Source organism: Halalkalibacterium halodurans (genome assembly GCF_004376175.1).
Taxonomy (GTDB): domain Bacteria; phylum Bacillota; class Bacilli; order Bacillales; family Bacillaceae_D; genus Halalkalibacterium; species Halalkalibacterium halodurans.
In genome coordinates, this window is sequence record NZ_SNUY01000053.1 from 10,810 (window position 1) to 29,880 (window position 19,071).

The following is a 19,071-nucleotide window of genomic DNA, read 5'->3' on the forward strand; positions in this document are numbered from 1 at the left end:
GACCTTGATTCGATCAGTATTTCTCAACTTTCACGACGATTAAATGGGATGAATCCAGATTTATTCCAACGGCTTTTCCTTGATTTGGTCGCACAAATTCATGCCAAAACACATTACACCAAACTCGTCATGCCGTTAAAAATCATTGATTCCAGCACATTGCCACTGAATTTGACCAACCATAAATGGGCAGAGTTCCGCAAAACAAAAGCAGGAGTGAAACTACATTTGCGCCTTGTTTTTATGGAAAAAGGGATCTCCTATCCTGAAAAGGCTGTGCTCACAACGGCAAAAGAACATGATCGTGGTCAACTAGAAATCATGGTAGACGACAAAGAATGCATGTATGTGTTTGACCGTGGCTATCTAGACTATGAACGCTTTGATCGCATGACAGATGATGGTTACTTTTTTCTATCTAGACTCCGTAAAAACGCAGTCATACGAGAAGTTTACGAATTTAAACTACCCGAGAATTCGACTATTCTATCCGATCAAATGGTGTTGATTGGTACAACTCAAAACCGCTCGGAGAACTACTTTCGTCTTCTAAGAGTGATTGATTCAAAAGGAAATGAACTTCAGTTACTGACAAATCGTTTCGATTTGAGTGCCGAAGAAATTTCAGAGATGTATAAATCACGCTGGGCCATTGAGTTGTTTTTCAAATGGATTAAGCAGCATCTCAGTATCAAAAAATTCTACGGTCAAAGTGAATGGGCGATCCACAATCAAGTGTTTATTGCATTAATCGTTTTTTGCCTCCATGTTCTCGTACAACTCGAGACGAAAAGCAAGCGAAAAACCTTACAAATTAGTCGTTATCTAAGAGCTGCTTTGTGGAAGCCAGCGTATATTTGGCTTCGAAAAATCGAAGGGAAAACCATTCCTTAATAAATAAACTGTCGTCGTCGTAAATGTCTAATTGTAAATAAATTTCCAAATGGATGGAACCACCTTTACTTGGGTATTTACCTTTTTGGCTCTAAACAGGAAGAACTTTAAAACTGAAAATTCAGTCAGTATTTATGCAACACTAGTGTTTCGATAGATAAAACTTTTTTCTTTACTTGCCATTAAAAAAGATCGGAATCTACGCCCTCAGGACGAATTCAGATCTTTTTTTCATTTAAGTCTATACTTCTCATTTTGTTGTAAATGCCCGACCAATAATGAATCGGTATTGTTATGAACGACAATCAATGTGGCTTGCCTACTTCTTCTGTCTGTTTTTTCTCGTATCAATGTAAACAGCTGAAACGATGATGGCCCCTTTGACAATTTGCTGCCAGTAAGAGCTTACTCCTAGGAGATCCAGTCCATTGTTCATTACGCCAATAATGAGAGCACCGATTATCGTTCCACCGACCGTTCCAATTCCACCAAACAGACTCGTTCCACCGATAACGGCTGAAGCAATCGCATCGAGCTCAAACATGACACCCGCTTGCGGCTGACCGGACGAAATTCTTGACGTTAAGATGATTCCGGCAATCCCTGCTAAAAGACCAGCATACGAATAAACGAACATCTTCACTCGACTTACATTAATCCCTGCTGTAATGGCTGCTTGCTCATTCCCACCAATGGCATAAATGTATTTTCCGTATTTTGTTTTATTAAGCAAAACCCATGTCACGATACCAACGAAGGCAAAAATGAGAACAGGTACAGGGATTCCGAAGATCACACCTTGACCGATAAAAGCGAACTTCTCATTTAATCCTCCGATTGGTCGTCCATCACTGTAGAGCATGGCCGCTCCCCTTGCCGCTGTCATCATCCCTAGCGTGACGATAAACGGTGCAAGCATCGCTTTCGCTACTAATGTCCCGTTAATAAGACCGATAAGCAGCCCGACGCCAACTCCCATTAAAATCGGTAGCATGATTGAATCGCCTTGAGCAAAGCTAGCTACGACAACGGAAACGAGAGCGATAAGAGAACCTGAAGATAAATCGATTCCTTTCGTGATGATAATCGGTGTAACGCCGATAGCGAGAATACCGATTATCGACATCTGTCTAACGATATTTACTAAGTTTGTCGATGTTAAAAAGTGTGGTGTTAAAATAGACATTAACGCGATGAGTAATATCAAAATTAGAAAAATTCCGTACTTTTTAAGGATATGCTTCGCGATTTCTTTTGTTTGACTAGATTTATTTCTCTCTATCTCTAGACTCATGGTATCCTTCCTCCATTCTGTTCATACATCAACCGATCTCTATCTTATTGGCTGTAACCGTTTGTTCGAAATTGTTATAAACGTGAAGCTTTTTCGCCATTTTTGCTTGGCCTGTCGCATATTGCATAATCTTCTCCTGGTTCGCTTCCTCCCGTGTGAGCTCCCCGGTAACCTTCCCTTCATGCATAACCAAAATTCGATCACACAACCCAAGAATTTCTGCCATCTCTGATGATACAACAACGATTGCTTTCCCTTGACTCGCTAATTCAAAGATTAAATTGTAAAATTCTGATTTTGCCCCTACATCGATTCCTCGAGTCGGTTCATCGAGAAACAAAATATCTGGGTTTTTTAAAAGCCATCTAGCAAGCAAGACTTTCTGTTGATTACCCCCGCTCAGATTTTCAACGATCTGTTCAATGGACGGAGTTTTGATGTAGAGCTTTTGTTTTTGTTGCTCGCAATCTTTTTTCACTCGTTTTCCATTAAGCCAACCCATGTTAATGTATTTATCGATATTGACAGTGATCATGTTCTCCCTAACCGACAAGGGAAGAAATAAACCTGTCAACTTGCGGTCCTCCGTTAAAAAACCCATATTGTTCTTCACAGCATCCTGCGGGCTCTTTATTCTAGCTTTTTGCCCGTTTACAAAAATTTCCCCTGATTCAGCTTCCTTGACGCCGAAGATCGTCTCAAGCACTTCGGTTCTTCCTGAACCCATTAAGCCTGCAAATCCAACAATTTCTCCTTTCCGGACTTCAAAGCTAACGTCTTCAAAGTAGTCTTGTTTTGTTAGGCTTTTTACGGAAAGGATCACTTCGCCAAGCTTCGGTTCAGGTTTATCAAAAATTTGGTTCAATTCGCGACCGACCATCATTTTAATCAAGTCATCTCTCGTTAAGTTTTTCGCTGTATCCGTACCAATGTACTTGCCATCACGAAAAACAGAAATGTCATCAGCAACTTCATCCAGTTCGCTCATTTTATGAGTAATGTATATAATGCCAACACCTTTCTTTTTCAATGATTCAATCATTTTGAAAAGCTGTGCTACTTCCTTTTCTGTGATGGCAGATGTCGGCTCATCCATAATGACAAGCTTTGAATGAAAAGATATGGCTTTCGCGATTTCAATCATTTGCGTATTGGCTATGCTAAGCTCGCCCATCTTTTTTCTTGGATCGATGTTTATCTCTAAACTTTCTAACAAATTCCGTGTCATTTCTATTAGTTTTTTATTGTCTACGAGCCCACTCTTTCCAAAGGTAGGCTCTCTGCCTAAAAATATATTTTCTGCTACTGTCATCTCTGGAATTGGACTTAACTCTTGATGGATCATCGATATCCCTTTATCGAGAGCGTCGTTAATACTGTTAAACGTCACTTCCTCACCATCAAAAATAATTTTTCCCTCGTTCGGTTTGTACATGCCGATTAAGATTTTCATTAACGTTGATTTCCCAGCGCCATTTTCCCCCATTAATGCATGGACGGAGCCTTTTCTCACTTTTAATTGAACCCGATCGAGCGCCTTCACGCCGGGGAATTCCTTTGTGATGTCTACCATTTCTAATAAAAAATGTTCACCCATGTATAGTCCTCCCATATCCATAGGATTACTAGTCGTGAAAGGAAACCGAATAACAGCTTCCTTTCACGCTTTCCGTATTAGATTAATATTTCGCCTCGTACTCTTCCACATTTTCTGGCGTGACAAGTTCGTATGGAATCATAGCATCTTCCACATCTTCTCCATTGGCTGCCTGTACAGCAACCTTTACACTCGTTGCCCCTTGCCCTTTAGCATCTTGGAAAACCGTAACATCAAGCTTTCCTTCCTTCATGGCTTCAAGGGCTGCCGGGGTTGCATCAATACCTGCGACAATGACGTCATCCAGTTTACCTACAGCCTCTAACGCAAGAATTGCTCCAAGGGCCATTTCATCATTGTTCGCTACAACTGCATCAATTTCCGTCCCAGAGTTCAGCCAGTTTTCCATTAATCTCATACCTTCTGAGCGATCAAACTTCGCCGTTCCTTGTAAAACCACTTCTAGACCATCATGTTCTTCAATAATCTGCTTGTTCCCTTCAGTCCGCATGATTTGCGCTTCATGGCCTAGTTCTCCATCCATGATGGCAATATTACCCTCGTTATTTAAAAGCTTGGCTACTTCCTCCATTTGTAATAACCCAGACTGAATCGATTCAGAACCTACAAATGCAGTTGCTTGATCTACTCCATCAAACGTTCGGTTGGCGATAATGATTGGAATTCCCGCATCATTAACCATGTTCACGATATCGACTGCAGAGGTCGTATCAACTGGATTAACGATAATGGCGTCCACATTACGAGAGATGAAGTTTTCTACTTGAGCCATCTGTTGCGTACTATCATTTTGAGCATCACTGAAAATGAATTCAAAGTCTGGGTAATTGGCAGCTTCTTCCTTCATTGCATCCTGCATGTATGTTAAAAACTCATCTAAGTTAGAAATGGATACTCCGATTACTTTTTGTCCCGAATCCCCGGTTGATTCTCCATTCCCATCTCCGCTCGTTTCGCCCCCACTTCCACAAGCGGCTAATAGTAAAGACATCAAAATACTAAAAGCGATAAGTATGGTTTTATTTTTTTTCATTCTCAGTTCCCCCTTAACGGTTCAATTGATTTCTCGTTTCTGCAATCGATTACATTTCCATCCATTCTAACTTACAATTTATTTGGGTATAATCACCTCCTTATCCAATCAAAAGAACTAAGTTTATTCATTAAAAGATTTTGAAATCGATTACAAAAAGGTGGAATTCAAGTTGTTACGCTTATATTACAACACCCTCTCATTTTTGTAAACGCTTTTATACAGAATTTTTTTAATAATTACTACCCTTACTTTCTTAATTTATTGACTAAACGATTACTTTTTACTAGACAAACCGAAAAAGAGAGGGTTACCCTCTCTTTTTCACTAAAATGAAATCGATTTAGTTATGGATGGAACAATTGATCAATTTGTCTTATTTCCTCATCGGTTAGCTGCACTTTAAGTGTTTTTAAGTTGTCCAACACTTGCTCGCTATGTTTCGCCCCAGGAATCAAAACATCAATGGCCTCTTGTGTCAAATACCATGCAAGGACGAGATGTACCACTTCCGTTTGTTTCGCGTCGGCTAGTTTCCGAAGTTGGTTAACTTTTTTTAAATGGTTTATAAACGCTTCCCCTTGAAGATGCGGCAAACTTGCACGAAAATCATGGAACGTGGTGTCTTCGTTATTTTTTCCTGCTAATAGACCAGATGCAAGCGGAAAAAATGGAATGAATGAAATGCCATTTTTTCTTGAGTAAGGGAGGAAATCTTGTTCAGCTTCCCGCTGAATCAATTGTAATTTCCTTGAAATACGTCAACATACCGTCCTCTAGCTTCGAGCAGTTCATTGTCCGATAGTAGGTTTCGTCGGGTATGTTCTTTCTCCGTTACAAGACTGAGATACATTTAATATACCATGCAAAAAAGACACCACTATATAGTTAGTGACGTCCTTTAGTCCTTTAACATTGTGTATTTCTCGTGTTACATCTAACTTTTAGTTGTCAAAGATTTCATCGATTAGTTCGTTCAAGGACATATCACTGTCAACCTCAAACGTACCAGGCTTTAGCTTATTGGCAAGTCCACGATCTTCTACACGCTTTGAAAATTCGCTAGCTTTTTCAATGATGCTCGCTCGTTCGAGGGCCTGTCCAACATCGATGCTTGTCATCCCTGGAGAGACGGTTAAAATCGTCCGGTAAACAACTGAACGGTCCTCTTCGGCCTCTTCCTCATCTGTCGTCTCTTCTTCTTCAGGCGCTTCTTCTTCCACTTCTTGGTCCGCAAGCAATTCTTCCATTTCTTGTTCTACACGAATATTCGCAGCTGTACTTACTTCGACTTCCCATTCTTCTTCGGTTTGCACGACATAACCTTCAGCCTCTAGTAATGCCCGCATTTCTTCGAACGTTAAGTCATTAGAAGGTCCCGCTGCTTGTCCTTCCTGATCTCCAGAAAAATAATAGACTGCCCCGCACAGTCCAGCAGCAATAAGGATTCCCCCTGCAAAGCTTCGCATCGCATTAGGCGTCATGAACTACTTGCCTCCCTTCTTCTACAAATGGTGCAATTAAACGCTCAACCTCTTGCTCAGGCTGCTGAACTTTCGTCGCAATACTCTCAATTGAGTAGCCTCTTTGATGTAAGTCGAGCACTTGGCGAACGAGTTGGCGTTCCTCCGAGCTTCGCTTGACCCCTGCTTCTGCAGCTGTGATCTCATTGTCAAGCTCTATTTGACGAATCTGTTTTTGCAGCTCTTGAATCTCTTCCATTAAAGAAACGGAAAATCGCTCCAATTGCTCATCTTGTTTTTTCGTCTGGTCAGTAAAAAACGAAGCAACAAGTAAACCAATCGCTACGACAAACAAAATGACCAATATCCACTCCATTTTCCTGTCCCTCCTTTACGACTTTTTAACCCCACCAATCTACCATTATACATGGGATTTAAAGAAAATTCGATTCCTTTCATCATTTCTCATCACAATCGTTCTTTTGATCTATTCTTCCTCGCTTTAAAAGGGGGCTCAAGAAAGAAGAATGTTAGAATTTGTCGGAGTTTCGTTGTTTTTGCGCTTGCCTGGGAAATGTTCCTCCCATTATTTCGTCCATCCAGGCTCATACGTGTAAATGACGCCCCCACCCCTCTGGGCATTGCCACGAAAGGATTTCATGTCCTCTTGTTCAGCTAACACTTGACGGAAGATGAGAAAATCGTTTTTTTCAATACGAACAGACTCAAGCTCACCGTCTCTTAGCTGCTGAAGTAACAGCTTTGCTTGGTCGTTACTCATCGCCTGCCTCCTTCTTTCTCTCCATCGTTCATCATTCGATAGTTTACCGTATGTACAGTATAAAGCATTCCGAGGAGCGCAAGTGGCAAGTAAGTAAGGATTAGTTCATAAGGTCGCCCTTCGCCACCACTTGTCAAGAAGATTGCAAGAAAAAGTGGAAAAAATACGACAAACATCGAGCCTTTGATTCTTGAACGAGGCTCAATATGATGACTAGCCCCACATTCTTGGCAAACAATTGGACGATATGAAAAAAACGCTGAAGCCCACCGCTGTTTTTGGCTAATTTTCTCCTGACACGATTCACACTGATTAAACGCCATCTGTCTCTCCTTCTTCCATTCATCCTTGCTTATTGTAGCACGGAATTTGAAAATTGACGAGATTGGAATCGATCTTTCACGACAATCTTCGAATATTTGTCCACTCAAAAACATTGAATGACAAAGCGCAAGAAAAAAGGTGACAATGTTTCGTCACCTTTTTTCCGACACCTTATACATTTTCAACAGAAAGCCCGCTTAACGCGCTTTCCACAGATTGATAGTCATATCCTAAGTCTCGAGCTACTGCCTCATATGTTACCCATCCGTTCGCCGTATTGACCCCTTTGGCCAATGCTGCATTTTCGGCAATTGCACGTTTAACACCTTTATTCGCAAGTTGCAATGCATATGGCACCGTCACATTGGTAAGTGCAATCGTCGATGTTCGCGGAACCGCCCCTGGCATGTTGGCTACAGCATAATGGACAACGCCATGCTTCGTATAGGTCGGTGCATCGTGTGTTGTAATCCGATCGACGGTCTCAACGATGCCCCCTTGGTCAATCGCCACATCCACGATGACAGAACCTGGCTTCATTTGTTCAACCATTTGTTCGGTTACAAGCTTCGGTGCTTTCGCTCCCGGAATGAGCACAGCCCCAATGACTAAATCTGACGCGGCTACTGCTTCGGCGATGTTCATCGGATTGGACATAAGCGTTTGAATGTCGGTTCCATATAAATCATCCAATTGGCGCAAACGTTCAGGGCTCAGATCAACGATCGTTACATCTGCGCCAAGTCCCATTGCCACCTTTGCAGCATTGGTCCCAACGACACCTCCACCAATAATCGTTACTTTCCCGCGGGTCACTCCTGGGACGCCAGAAAGAAGAATGCCTCGTCCGCCTTTTGGTTTTTCCAAAAATTGAGCACCAATTTGCGCTGCCATCCGGCCAGCGACTTCACTCATTGGTGTTAAGAGCGGCAAGCTTCGGCCTACTTGAACGGTTTCGTAGGCAATCGCTGTCACTTCATTTTCCACAAGTGCCTTTGCTAACTCGGGCTCCGCTGCTAAATGTAAGTACGTAAATAAGAGTAAACCTTTTCTAAAGTAACCGTACTCTTGTGGTAGAGGCTCCTTCACTTTCATGATCATATCCGCTTTTGCCCAAACAGATGCTGCATCGTTCTCAATTGTCGCCCCAGCTTCTCCATAGTCAATATCATCAAATCCACTTCCAGAACCGGCACCTCTTTCGATAAGCACTTGGTGGCCTGCTTGAACGAAGCTCATCACACTGGCAGGTGTCATTGCGACTCGATTCTCATTATTTTTGATCTCTTTCGGTACCCCGATGATCATTACATTCTCCCCCTTTTTTCTAAAAATCTCAATTTATTGTTAGTATACTCGCAATCTATACTGCTGGCTTTGTGCATCCGTCGAAATTCTGATAAAGTCTATTTGTGTTCCGGACACAAACGAACAAGCATTCTTATGTTGATAAAAAAAGAACACCTGCTCAAATCGAAGCAGATGTTAAAAATAGCGAAAGATTTTTAGCGCAAACATGGCGATAATGGCCACCATTAGGAACAAGCTATGCTTTTTCAAGTTTGTCACAAGCACTGCTCGTTCCTCACTTGACTCTTGATTGTCCTTTAAGAGCCGAATCCCTTTTGCCGTCAATCCAAGCCATGCACCGATGGCAATCCATAACACGATGACCCCCCACACCCAAAGGCTTGTCCAATCAGCAACCATAAGTAAGCCGCTTACGACACTAACAACAAGGGCGCCATGGGCTACCAAAAGAATAGGCTGATAGATCGAGAGGAGCTTTTGAAAGCTCTCTTCTCTGTCTAGTAAGCTCCCTTTAATCAAATAAGGGAGTGGAATCAAGATGAAAAAGACGAGAGCTACCAACACATGTATACCGTAGCTAATAATGTATGTCACCACTTACACCTCACCTGCTGCCGTTATCCAAACATACAGCTTTATCTTAAATGAAAACGACAGCACGGTCTATGATGAACCTTTATTTTTTACCGTTGGCTTTCTCGCCTTCATTAAAATCGATTCACCTCTAAAGGAGTACACTCTTCCATCCTCCACGACAATTTTGAACTTTTGATAATATTCGGTTGGCTTGCTTTTGATAAAGTCGGAAAGCTCCTGTTTCTTTTCTGTTGTAACGTTCATCCGGTCACACCAGTCTTCAAAGATGAACGTTTTATGAAAACAGTGGAGTTCTTCGAGTTCAAATCCGGCTTCTTCAAGCATTTTCAACCAATCTGACTTTTTCCAGGCGCGATGATGGCTATAATCTCGCTCTTTTTCTACATAATTGTAGAAAACATCAAAGGCATCGTTTTCTGGAGCGCTGTTATCAACCAATAACAATTGTCCCCCTTTTTTTAACACGCGATAGGCTTCGCTAACAAAAGATGCAGGATTGGAAAAATGATGAGCCGCAATTCGACATGTAACGATATGAAATCGTTCATCAGTAAAAGGCATTTGTTCGGCATCACCTTGTACGTACTCCACCTGTTGGTGACCGTTCCCCTCAATAAATGCTCGCGCTACTTTTAAAATATCTTCCGTTAAATCGAACGCAACGACCTTTTTTACAAACGGAGCGAACGCATTGGCCACATGCCCGCCGCCAGTTGCCACATCGAGAACCTCCTCGTTCCCTTTTAGCGCTGCGATTTGCATAAGCTTGGCCAAGTCGTTTCCTTTCGCATGGATCTGACTTGTCACGTAACGTTCCGCGCTTTTGCTGAATTGTGATTGCACTTTGGCTTTATGCTCCTCCACTCTTACAAGCTCCTCCTTTCGCTAAATCAAAACAACCATTGTAGAGGGCCTACAATTGTGTCATTTATCATGTTATCATGAAGTACTTGCAAATTTTGCCGAAATTACAGATAGCTGAATCTGTCTTTCGTTTATGGTACGATAGTCGAGAGAATAGTAGAGGTGAAATGTCATGTCAACATGGTTTATGTGGTTTATCGTACTATGGACGATTGTGTTGATCACATTAATGTTCATCGGTGGCTACTTTATGTTCCGCAAGTTTTTAAAGCGACTGCCAAAGGAAGACGGAAAATCGATACTGGATTGGCAGGACTATTATATTGAAAAAACCCTTCATCTATGGGGAGACGAGGAAAAGGCTTTTCTAAATGAGCTCGTGGAACCTGTTCCCGAGCTGTTTCGGGATGTGGCAAAAGGGAAAATTGCTGGGAAAATTGGAGAGCTAGCCTTGGACGAAGACGCAAGCCGCATCGACACGGAGCTGATTATTCGCGGATACATTTTAGCCACTCCGAAACGAGATCATAAATTTTTGCGAAAAAAATTAGCAGAACTGAACATCGATGTGTCTCCATATGAACCTTTATTTGAGCAACATAGCAAAAAGACAAGCGCTTCCAACTAGCGAAGTGCTTGTCTTTTTTCCTACGTTTCTGCTGGAATGATCGCCTTGTTGCGATTTTCCTTTCTCATTTGCTTTTCTAACTTCTTATACGATACGTACATGGCGACTCTCCATGGAATGATCATCCCATATGCTAATAGAAAAAACATCCCCGCCAACTCTTCGAATTGAATAGAATCCCCGATGATCAATTTAAACGCAATTCTCAAAATCAATAAGCCAATTAGGATAAACACAAAGGCTTTTGATCGCTTTAAATAGATGTGATCCCCACGAATTTCGAATTTTGACGTTTTAATGAGGAACAAGGAAAATATCATACCAACGCAAAGCGCCTCTAACACTTGCCAGCTGGATGGACGGAACGGTGGGTAGACAAACATGAAAAACCCAGTTGACATAAAAAATGGTGGCAAGATAATTTTCTTAACCGTTGCTGGCCGTTTGGATGCTTTTAATCGGATAATCAGTACCATTGTCGCCATGAAAATGGCACCGATGGTAGACAGGAGCACATATGTGTCATTCATAGTAGCTCCCCCCTTTCTTCGTTCGGGAAGCATCTCATAGTTTACCTTACAAGAAAGTCCATATTCTTTCAATGGTCGCATAAGGAAAAACGTACTCTATTTGTCATTTTCCCAAAGAATATTCATGATCCTTTCCATTCTTTTAGACAATTCCTAAGTTTTGGTTGAGCTTTTAATTGAGATCTAATCCGAGCCTCAGTATAATAATGTAAAGAATGTCACATTGATCGCAAGAGAGCACACAACCTCATTATAGCATGACCGCGGAAAGGGATCCTTATTAATGATAGGTGAAAAACAATTACGCCGGTTAATTGAACAAAAGCGAAACCAGCTGATTCAAGCTGGTTTAAAAAACGGGCTAGGTCATTCGAAAACATTAGAAAAAAGCAAGGAGCTTGACAAACTTCTAAATGAGTATAATAAAGTCAAATCATAGCACACTTAGGACAGCAGTGCTTCTCCTTGTTCATCCCCTTTTTGCAAAACATACATTTTTTGATAAAGTCCCTTTTTGGCAATGAGTTCATCATGAGTTCCCCGCTCTACAATTTCTCCTTGGTGAAGAACGAGAATTTGATCTGCATCCTTTATCGTCGACAATCGGTGAGCGATCGCAATCGTCGTCCGTCCTTGTTTCATTCGCTCAAGTGCTTCTTGTATTGCTTCTTCCGTCTCCGTATCCACACTTGCCGTTGCCTCGTCCAAAATAAGAATCGCCGGCTCACGGACCATGGTACGAGCAAAGGAGAGCAGTTGTAGTTGGCCACTTGAAAACGTTGCTCCCCGCTCCGTCACCTTTGTCTCATAACCATGAGACAGCCGCTCGATAAATCCATCCGCCCGAACAAACGAGGCAGCCCGCTTGATCCGATCATCGGAAATGGCTTGATCATACAAACGAATGTTGCTCGCAATCGTTCCTGTATAAAGAAACGGATCTTGCAAAACAAGCCCGACCTTAGCGCGCAACTCATTATTTTCAAAGGACGTGAGCGGTTTACCATCGATGAGAATTTCCCCATCCTGCAACGGATAAAATCGCATTAGCACATTGATGATCGATGTTTTTCCACTACCCGTATGGCCGACTAGGGCGACTGTCTCTCCTTTTTTCACCGTGAACGAAATGTTTTTTAAAACGTTTGTTTTCCCGTCATAGGAAAAGGAAACATTCCGGAATTCCACATTTCCTTCCCCTATGATCGCTGGATGTTCATTCCCCTCACGATCTGGAGCTAACTCCCGATGATCCATCAGTTTAAAGACGCGCCCCGCTGAGACAATCGCTTGCTGAAACATAGAAAGTCGCATCATCATTTGATTAACCGGCTCAAAAAAACGGTCTAAGTAATTGACGAAGGCGTAAACGACACCAATTTCAACCGCTGTGTCCATAGACATGATCCCAAAATAACTCAAAATCAACATAAGCGCCAAGATGGACAAGACATCAACCGCTGGACGTAACAATAAACCGTCCAGCTTCATGCTTTTCATTCCCGCTAAAAAATGCTCGTCGTTAATGGCGCTAAATTCTTTCCGCATCCGCCGTTCTTGGCGAAACATTTGAATGATAGCCATCCCTTGAATCGATTCGTTTATTCGTCCATTTAAGAGACTTAGTTTTTCGCTCATATCTGCATAAAACCGAGAACTATATTTTCGGTACACTTGCATTAAAGCAAAAATGAGTGGTAAAAGAACAAGACAGTAAATGGCCAAGGTCACATTTAAATAAAACATGGCGGCAAAAATACCAATTAAGAATATGATATTTTGCACAAACGTCGCTAAAACCGTCACATACAATTCTTTAATAGACTCCGTGTCATTCGTTATTCTGGAGACAAGCCCTCCTGCAGGTGTTTGGTCAAAAAAGGAAAGACCGAGCCGTTGCACGCTCGAGAACACGTCAATCCGCAGTCGCTGAACAATGGACAAGGCAACTTTTTGAAACAAAAATAGTTGATAATAATCGATGATGACAGCTGTCAAATGAAGGACAAGATAGCCAGCTCCAAGGAGAAAAAGGACGTCTGTTGGAAAATAGCGTGGCGTTAAATAATCATCGATAAAAATCTTAACGATGATCGGTCCGAGTAGCTGAGCACCTGTGGCAATAAACAGTAACAGAAAAGCGACCATGAGCTGTCCTTTATAATGAGCCGCATACGACAGCAACCTTTTAAAGACAGTGCGCTGTTCTTTACTTGATAACACGCGATCTTTATGATCTATCATGACGAACGCCCTCCTTTCTCTACAAGGGTTTCGAGCTGCTGTCTTTCATACATGTTCCGGTACCAACCGCCAGCTTCCATTAACGTTTCATGCGTTCCTCGTTCAACGATACGCCCATCATCCATTACAAGGATATGATCCGCATGTTTAATCGCGCTTAATCGGTGGGCGGTAATGATCGTCGTCTTCCCTTTTCGTTCTGCTCGTAACGATGATAAGATCGCTTCCTCCGTTTTCGCATCGACTGCAGACAAAGAATCATCGAGGATGAGAATATTCGGGTTAGCAAGCAATGCACGGGCAATTGAAACGCGCTGTTTTTGTCCGCCGGAAAGGGTCACGCCTCGTTCGCCTACGACGGTATCATACCCTTGTTCAAATTGTATGATATCGTCATGAATATGGGCTAATTGGCTCACTTGGATGATTTCTGAAATCGTGGCATCCGGCTTGGCAAACGCAATGTTATCCGCAATCGTAGCAGAAAAGAGAAAATGGTCTTGCGGCTCGGTCCCAAAGGCAGCCTTTAGCGCGTCCAGTGTATAGTGTTCGATGGGTCGACCGTCAAGGATAATCGTCCCTTGCTTTATGTCATACTCTCGCTGTAGTAAACGGAGAAGGGTCGTTTTCCCAGCTCCTGTTTTCCCTACGATTCCTAACGTTTCTCCCTCACTCAATTCAAACTGAACGTCAGCTAAAGCCGGCTCCTTTTGATTCGGATAAACAAATTGATCGATCGCAACGTCTACGTGTCCTGTCGGCGGAACATGAATGCGGGCCCGGCTGTCGGTAATCTCTTGCTTTGCTTGCAAAAGCTGTGACACGCGATTATAGGAGGCACGGCCACGTTCGACAATATTGAATAAAAATCCGAAAGCAAGCATTGGCCAAATAAGCAAGCCTAAGTAAATCGTAAAGCTCGTTAATTGTCCGATCGTTAACTGTTCAGCAATAACGAACCTGGCGCCGAAAACGATCGCGAGAAAATAGGAAAGACCTACGATCAATGAGATGGTCGGGTCAAAAAGAGCATCCACTCGAGCCACAGCTACATTTTTCTTCACCACATCATCTGATTGTTTGCGAAACGCCTCAATGTCTTGTTCCTCTTGTCCAAATGCTTTTGTTACCCGAACCCCTGTCACACTTTCTTGCACCTTATCATTTAATGAGGAAAACGCCGCTTGGGCATGGTGAAAGCGCTTATGTAATAACGATCCATAATAACTTGTAAGAAGCGCCATAAGAGGCATCGGGAGCAAGCTAATCAAGGTAAGCTCCCAGCTAATCGTAATCGCCATTGTAAGGATCACGAATCCACCCATCGTTAGCGAGTCGACTAGAGTGAGTACCCCTTGCCCCGCCGTTGCTTGAATTGCACGAATATCATTGGTGGCATGGGCCATTAAGTCTCCTGTCCGATGCTTTTGATAAAAGGGAGCGGCCATGTTCGTAAAATGGGTATACAATTGATTACGAAGAAGCCGAGCCAAACGGAGAGAAGCGCCAAAAATCATGACCCGCCAAAGGTAGCGTGCGACATAAACAATGAGCGCAAGCGCCGCCAAAACCCCAATCCATTGGAGCAACACTGGCATCGTTAATGTCCCCTCATAAATATGATCAACAATGATTCCAACGACACGCGGCGGGACGAGTGTTAATAAAGAAACAATCGCGAGCATGACAATACCAAACCCGTAAGACTTTTTCTCCTGTTTAAAAAACCACCATAAATCAACGAAAACTTTCACCAGTTCTCCACCCCCAGATTTGACAAACCTTCTATAGACGAAAAAACACCCCAGTCTAGAGGTGTTTTGAGTTTTATTTACTTTGCTGCTTTTGCATCGCTTTCATCATTTGATTAATCTTCTTCTGCGAAGGGTTTTGCCCCATTTGCATTAACATGACGCGAAGCATTTGCTCATTGATGGGTGGGTTTTTCTTCAAATAGGACATCATCGTCTTACGAGCAATAAAAAAGCCAATCGCAATACCGATGACAATACCTAATGTAATCCAAAGTAAGATCATCCAGTTCATACGTCCAAAAATCCTCCTTCAAGCTGTCTCAAGCCAGGCTTGTCCTGACCAATCTTATTTATTATAGCGTACATCCTATATTTTTAAAAGAGTGAGATATGAAAAAATTCCCTACCGGAGGATCGGATCATAGTTTAGACGAGCTTCACTTGCCTGACCGGATTTAGCCATCCGTACCGCATACGCTGCACATCGATGGCAAAAAACGCCCCTCGTACTTTTCGCAACGCTTCAAATAAAGTGGTTTCAGCATCAATCGTCCCCTCGCTCGTTAACAATAAGCGATCTTGTTGAATGAACAGTTCGGCTTGTGATTCAGAACGGCTCGCATAAAGGCGAAAGGTGGTCTTCGTCTTTTCCACCGTAAAACCAGCTGGCTGTAAATGGTGAAGAACATGCTGAAGATGAAGCGTCGGTATCGCTTCTGTAATATATTGAATTTGTTTTTTTATTAACGCTTCATTCACCTTTGTGGCATGCTCTTTTTCTAAAAAGAGATGAAACAGTTTGCTCTCTTGTCCAAAGTATTGCCGAGCCACCTCGTCGACGATTAAATACAACTCGTACTGTCTCACGCTCACCACGTCCCCTTCATGTATTCTTTTCAATAGTATACTGCTTCTTTGAAAAAGACCTTGTCTGAAAGTGGAGCAAGAGAACACTTTTTTTGTCGAAAGCCTACTTTTTCTGAAGAAAATGCTCTAAAAGGACAAATAGATGCTCTCCTCTTTAATATTTTGATTTTTCAAAAAAATACTCAGTGCGTAAAAAAGGGCCGCATGGTTTTCCATGCAAGCCCACAGTAATTATTTGTTTTCAAGGAGTGCCTTCGCACGAGCAACTACATGTTGAACAGTAAAGCCAAACTCTACCATGATTCGTTCACCTGGGGCTGATGCACCAAAGCGATCAATCGCTACAACATCCCCTTGATTCCCTACATATTTCGCCCAGCCAAGTGAAGATCCCATTTCAATTGCAAGTCGAGCGGTCACATCGGACGGAAGTACTTCCTCTTTGTATTCTGCCGATTGCGCTTCAAAACGATCCCAGCTAGGCATACTGACAACAGCCGCATGAATACCCTCTTTCTCAAGGGCTTCTTTGGCATTCACTGCAAGGGATACCTCTGACCCTGAAGCGAGTAATAAAAGATCAGCAGAACCATTAGCTGGTGCCAAAACGTAGGCGCCTTTTGAGACACCATCATATGCGCGGTCCACTGCGCCTTCAAGAGTCGGTAAATTTTGTCTTGATAAGACGAGAGCCGTCGGTTGATCTTTACTTTCGAGTGCGAGTTTCCACGCGGCTACCGATTCGTTTCCGTCTGCTGGACGAATCACAGACAACCCTGGCATCGCACGTAAAGAGGCAAGCTGCTCTACCGGCTCATGTGTTGGTCCATCTTCGCCAACTGCAATGCTGTCATGAGTAAATACGTAGATGACCGGCAATTGCATTAAAGCAGCTAAACGAATCGCAGGGCGCAAGTAATCAGAGAAGACGAAAAATGTGGCGCCAAACACTTTCAAGCCGCCGTGTAAAGCCATTCCGTTCATGGCAGCACCCATGGCAAATTCCCGAACACCAAACCAAACGTTACGACCGCTGTAGTCATCACGGGAGAAATTAGCTTCCCCCTTAATGAGCGTTTTGTTTGAAGAAGCCAAGTCAGCTGAGCCACCAAAGAGTTGAGGGACAGTTTTCGCAAAAGCGTTCAATGCTTCACCGGATGAAGAACGAGTGGCAACTGATTTGCCGACCTCATAAGATGGCGCAACAGCATCCCACCCCTCTGGAAGATCGCCGTGAACAGCTAGTTCGAACTGGCTCGCGAGCTCAGGGTATGCTTTTTTATACTGGGCGAACAGCTCATTCCAGCTCTCTTCCTTCTCAGCTCCTTGCTGTTTGACCTGCTCATAATAAGCAGCCACTTCTTCTGGGATATGAAATTCATTTTCATATGTCCATTCATAGGCTTCCTTTGTTAACTTCACTTCGTCCGCTCCAAGAGGCGCTCCATGAGATACGGATTTTCCTCCCTTATTCGGTGAACCGAATCCGATGGTTGTCTTTACTTCAATTAACGATGGGCGCTCGTCTGCCTTCGCCTCTTCAATCGCTTTCGCAATTTCGTCTAGATTGTTTCCATCCTCGACACGAACTACGTGCCATCCATAAGCTTTGAAGCGGTCCTCTACGCTTTCAGAGAATGAATGGTGTAGGTCCCCATCAAGGGAAATATCGTTGGAATCGTACAACAAGATCATGCGCCCTAGTTTTAAGTGACCAGCAAGAGACGCTGCTTCTGCTGAAACACCTTCCATTAAATCGCCATCTCCACAAATCGTATAGGTGTAATGGTCAACGATATTATACCCATCGCGGTTGTATGTAGCAGCTAAATGACGTTCTGCCATTGCCATACCTACGGCCATTGCAACCCCTTGTCCAAGTGGACCTGTCGTCGCTTCTACACCAGGTGTATGCCCATACTCTGGATGCCCAGGTGTTTTGCTTCCCCATTGTCGGAAGTTTTGTAACTCCTCAAGCGAGAGGTCGTAGCCTGTAAGGTGTAGTAGGCTGTACAAAAGCATCGAGCCGTGCCCTGCCGATAAAACAAAGCGATCGCGATTTACCCAGTCTGGATTAGCTGGGTTATGGTTCATGAATTTCGTCCATAAACAAAACGCCATCGGCGCTGCTCCCATCGGCATTCCAGGGTGTCCTGAATTGGCTTTTTCCACACTGTCAATGGATAGCGTTCGAATCGTATTGACTGCTAACTGTTCAACATGTTTCGACATCGTCTGTCTTCATCCTTTCCGTTACTGAAAACGTTCTTTTCGCTTTTCATGATAAACGTTATCGGACGATTGCACAAGCATTCGTTTAGGATTTGTTTAAAAAAAATTCATGTAATTATTAATTAGTAAACAAATATATTAACATTTTGATTGTTAAAGAGATAGAAAACGCCAGGAATCTGTCCTGGCGTTAGTGAATGTCGTTGCGGTACTTATTTTTGCTTTGTTTTAATTTATCTGGTGTTACGTCATTTCCTGCTCCATCGACGACCGTTACCGAATGTAGTTGATTTTTAAAGGACTGACGAAATTGTTGAATGTATTCTTCACGTAATTTTTTTTGCTCGCGAAGCTCACCATCTGTCAGACCTGTTGTTTTTGCTCGCTTTGCTAGTTCATTGATCCGCTCGATTTTTTGCTTAGAAAGCATCGGTTGTTCCTCCTAACTTCTCACAATCATCCTTATCACTCTACATGAACGTTGACTATCTTGCAACTAAGGAGAACCAAAAGATTGTGTCAACCTTTTGTGGGAGGAATATTTTCCATTCTCATGAGTGTAAGCGAATTCAGAATGTTAGGGTTCTCCTCTGTTAAGAATCTTAGGGCTTTTAAAAGCCTTTCAAGTCTTTCAGTG

Annotated in this window: 20 protein-coding genes and 1 pseudogene; 3 read left to right on the plus strand and 18 right to left on the minus strand. The window is 42.8% G+C overall.

What is annotated here, in order from left to right:
- The coding region (locus E2L07_RS15260) for an IS4 family transposase (RefSeq protein ID WP_134229993.1) at window positions 1–894 on the plus strand (894 nt) is incomplete at its 5' end.
- A gap of 319 nt (window positions 895–1,213) precedes the next feature.
- On the opposite strand, the gene E2L07_RS15265 is transcribed toward E2L07_RS15260, so the two are convergent.
- The 11 genes and pseudogenes from E2L07_RS15265 to E2L07_RS15315 all read right to left on the minus strand — a co-directional run bounded on the left by E2L07_RS15265 (window position 1,214) and on the right by E2L07_RS15315 (window position 10,179).
- Entirely contained in the window at window positions 1,214–2,188 is a 975-nt protein-coding gene (locus E2L07_RS15265; protein WP_010898477.1) for an ABC transporter permease, read from the minus strand.
- A 28-nt stretch (window positions 2,189–2,216) separates the two neighbouring features.
- Window positions 2,217–3,785 (minus strand): sugar ABC transporter ATP-binding protein, encoded by a 1,569-nt coding sequence (locus E2L07_RS15270; protein WP_134229987.1) that lies wholly within the window; start codon window positions 3,783–3,785, stop codon window positions 2,217–2,219.
- An 82-nt stretch (window positions 3,786–3,867) separates the two neighbouring features.
- The gene (locus E2L07_RS15275) at window positions 3,868–4,839 is read right to left on the minus strand and encodes a sugar ABC transporter substrate-binding protein (RefSeq protein WP_010898479.1); all 972 of its coding nucleotides are present in this window, start codon (window positions 4,837–4,839) and stop codon (window positions 3,868–3,870) included.
- A 347-nt stretch (window positions 4,840–5,186) separates the two neighbouring features.
- Window positions 5,187–5,608, minus strand: a pseudogene (locus tag E2L07_RS15280) (aldo/keto reductase); the annotation flags it as partial.
- A 175-nt stretch (window positions 5,609–5,783) separates the two neighbouring features.
- A complete protein-coding gene (locus tag E2L07_RS15285) occupies window positions 5,784–6,323 on the minus strand; it encodes a hypothetical protein (RefSeq protein WP_010898481.1) in 540 nt (179 codons plus the stop codon).
- Window positions 6,313–6,678: a hypothetical protein gene (locus E2L07_RS15290; RefSeq protein WP_010898482.1), complete on the minus strand. Its 366-nt coding sequence runs from the start codon at window positions 6,676–6,678 to the stop codon at window positions 6,313–6,315. The genes E2L07_RS15285 and E2L07_RS15290 overlap by 11 nt, the downstream gene beginning before the upstream one ends.
- Before the next feature lie 210 nt (window positions 6,679–6,888).
- Window positions 6,889–7,083: a hypothetical protein gene (locus tag E2L07_RS15295; protein ID WP_010898483.1), complete on the minus strand. Its 195-nt coding sequence runs from the start codon at window positions 7,081–7,083 to the stop codon at window positions 6,889–6,891.
- The gene (locus E2L07_RS15300) at window positions 7,080–7,406 is read right to left on the minus strand and encodes a TIGR04104 family putative zinc finger protein (protein ID WP_010898484.1); all 327 of its coding nucleotides are present in this window, start codon (window positions 7,404–7,406) and stop codon (window positions 7,080–7,082) included. Before E2L07_RS15300 ends, E2L07_RS15295 begins: the two co-directional genes overlap by 4 nt.
- Before the next feature lie 172 nt (window positions 7,407–7,578).
- Window positions 7,579–8,715 (minus strand): alanine dehydrogenase, encoded by a 1,137-nt coding sequence (gene ald / locus E2L07_RS15305; RefSeq protein WP_053431002.1) that lies wholly within the window; start codon window positions 8,713–8,715, stop codon window positions 7,579–7,581.
- 177 nt (window positions 8,716–8,892) lie between these two features.
- Complete coding sequence (locus tag E2L07_RS15310) at window positions 8,893–9,315, minus strand: hypothetical protein (RefSeq protein WP_233443822.1); 423 nt, start codon at window positions 9,313–9,315, stop codon at window positions 8,893–8,895.
- A 66-nt stretch (window positions 9,316–9,381) separates the two neighbouring features.
- Window positions 9,382–10,179, minus strand: a complete 798-nt coding sequence (locus E2L07_RS15315; RefSeq protein ID WP_134229988.1) for a class I SAM-dependent methyltransferase — start codon at window positions 10,177–10,179, stop codon at window positions 9,382–9,384.
- Window positions 10,180–10,351: 172 nt separating this feature from the next.
- Between E2L07_RS15315 and E2L07_RS15320 the strand changes: the two genes are divergently transcribed.
- Window positions 10,352–10,807, plus strand: coding sequence for a DUF2621 domain-containing protein (locus E2L07_RS15320; protein ID WP_053431000.1), 456 nt, complete (start codon window positions 10,352–10,354; stop codon window positions 10,805–10,807).
- Between the two features lie 20 nt (window positions 10,808–10,827).
- Here E2L07_RS15320 and E2L07_RS15325 read toward each other — a convergent pair whose 3' ends face one another.
- On the minus strand, window positions 10,828–11,337 hold the full coding sequence (locus tag E2L07_RS15325; RefSeq protein ID WP_010898489.1) for a CcdC family protein: 510 nt from the start codon (window positions 11,335–11,337) through the stop codon (window positions 10,828–10,830).
- 283 nt (window positions 11,338–11,620) lie between these two features.
- Here E2L07_RS15325 and E2L07_RS15330 point away from each other — a divergent pair, with 283 nt between their 5' ends.
- Window positions 11,621–11,776 carry an aspartyl-phosphate phosphatase Spo0E family protein gene (locus E2L07_RS15330; RefSeq protein WP_010898490.1) on the plus strand — a complete coding sequence of 52 codons (156 nt, stop codon included), beginning with the start codon at window positions 11,621–11,623 and terminating at the stop codon, window positions 11,774–11,776.
- 5 nt (window positions 11,777–11,781) lie between these two features.
- Here the strand turns inward: E2L07_RS15330 and E2L07_RS15335 are convergent, their stop codons facing one another.
- From E2L07_RS15335 to E2L07_RS15360, 6 genes are all read right to left on the minus strand, one after another.
- Entirely contained in the window at window positions 11,782–13,581 is a 1,800-nt protein-coding gene (locus tag E2L07_RS15335; protein ID WP_134229989.1) for an ABC transporter ATP-binding protein, read from the minus strand.
- Window positions 13,578–15,335 (minus strand): ABC transporter transmembrane domain-containing protein, encoded by a 1,758-nt coding sequence (locus tag E2L07_RS15340; protein ID WP_134229990.1) that lies wholly within the window; start codon window positions 15,333–15,335, stop codon window positions 13,578–13,580. Before E2L07_RS15340 ends, E2L07_RS15335 begins: the two co-directional genes overlap by 4 nt.
- 73 nt (window positions 15,336–15,408) lie before the next feature.
- The gene (locus tag E2L07_RS15345) at window positions 15,409–15,627 is read right to left on the minus strand and encodes a YneF family protein (RefSeq protein WP_010898504.1); all 219 of its coding nucleotides are present in this window, start codon (window positions 15,625–15,627) and stop codon (window positions 15,409–15,411) included.
- Window positions 15,628–15,761: 134 nt separating this feature from the next.
- The gene (gene sirA / locus E2L07_RS15350; RefSeq protein ID WP_010898505.1) at window positions 15,762–16,202 is read right to left on the minus strand and encodes a sporulation inhibitor of replication protein SirA; all 441 of its coding nucleotides are present in this window, start codon (window positions 16,200–16,202) and stop codon (window positions 15,762–15,764) included.
- A gap of 231 nt (window positions 16,203–16,433) precedes the next feature.
- Window positions 16,434–18,434, minus strand: a complete 2,001-nt coding sequence (gene tkt / locus E2L07_RS15355) for a transketolase (RefSeq protein WP_134229991.1) — start codon at window positions 18,432–18,434, stop codon at window positions 16,434–16,436.
- Window positions 18,435–18,624: 190 nt separating this feature from the next.
- On the minus strand, window positions 18,625–18,864 hold the full coding sequence (locus E2L07_RS15360) for a DUF896 domain-containing protein (RefSeq protein WP_053430997.1): 240 nt from the start codon (window positions 18,862–18,864) through the stop codon (window positions 18,625–18,627).
- Window positions 18,865–19,071 lie beyond the last annotated feature (207 nt).

Coding starts and splice junctions, on each gene's coding strand:
- E2L07_RS15265 (WP_010898477.1), bottom strand. CDS start 2,188: ATGAGTCTAGAGATAGAGAGAAATAAATCTAGTCAAACAAAAGAAATC.
- E2L07_RS15270 (WP_134229987.1), bottom strand. CDS start 3,785: ATGGGTGAACATTTTTTATTAGAAATGGTAGACATCACAAAGGAATTC.
- E2L07_RS15275 (WP_010898479.1), bottom strand. CDS start 4,839: ATGAAAAAAAATAAAACCATACTTATCGCTTTTAGTATTTTGATGTCT.
- E2L07_RS15285 (WP_010898481.1), bottom strand. CDS start 6,323: ATGACGCCTAATGCGATGCGAAGCTTTGCAGGGGGAATCCTTATTGCT.
- E2L07_RS15290 (WP_010898482.1), bottom strand. CDS start 6,678: ATGGAGTGGATATTGGTCATTTTGTTTGTCGTAGCGATTGGTTTACTT.
- E2L07_RS15295 (WP_010898483.1), bottom strand. CDS start 7,083: ATGAGTAACGACCAAGCAAAGCTGTTACTTCAGCAGCTAAGAGACGGT.
- E2L07_RS15300 (WP_010898484.1), bottom strand. CDS start 7,406: ATGGCGTTTAATCAGTGTGAATCGTGTCAGGAGAAAATTAGCCAAAAA.
- ald (WP_053431002.1), bottom strand. CDS start 8,715: ATGATCATCGGGGTACCGAAAGAGATCAAAAATAATGAGAATCGAGTC.
- E2L07_RS15320 (WP_053431000.1), top strand. CDS start 10,352: ATGTCAACATGGTTTATGTGGTTTATCGTACTATGGACGATTGTGTTG.
- E2L07_RS15325 (WP_010898489.1), bottom strand. CDS start 11,337: ATGAATGACACATATGTGCTCCTGTCTACCATCGGTGCCATTTTCATG.
- E2L07_RS15330 (WP_010898490.1), top strand. CDS start 11,621: ATGATAGGTGAAAAACAATTACGCCGGTTAATTGAACAAAAGCGAAAC.
- E2L07_RS15335 (WP_134229989.1), bottom strand. CDS start 13,581: ATGATAGATCATAAAGATCGCGTGTTATCAAGTAAAGAACAGCGCACT.
- E2L07_RS15345 (WP_010898504.1), bottom strand. CDS start 15,627: ATGAACTGGATGATCTTACTTTGGATTACATTAGGTATTGTCATCGGT.
- tkt (WP_134229991.1), bottom strand. CDS start 18,434: ATGTCGAAACATGTTGAACAGTTAGCAGTCAATACGATTCGAACGCTA.
- E2L07_RS15360 (WP_053430997.1), bottom strand. CDS start 18,864: ATGCTTTCTAAGCAAAAAATCGAGCGGATCAATGAACTAGCAAAGCGA.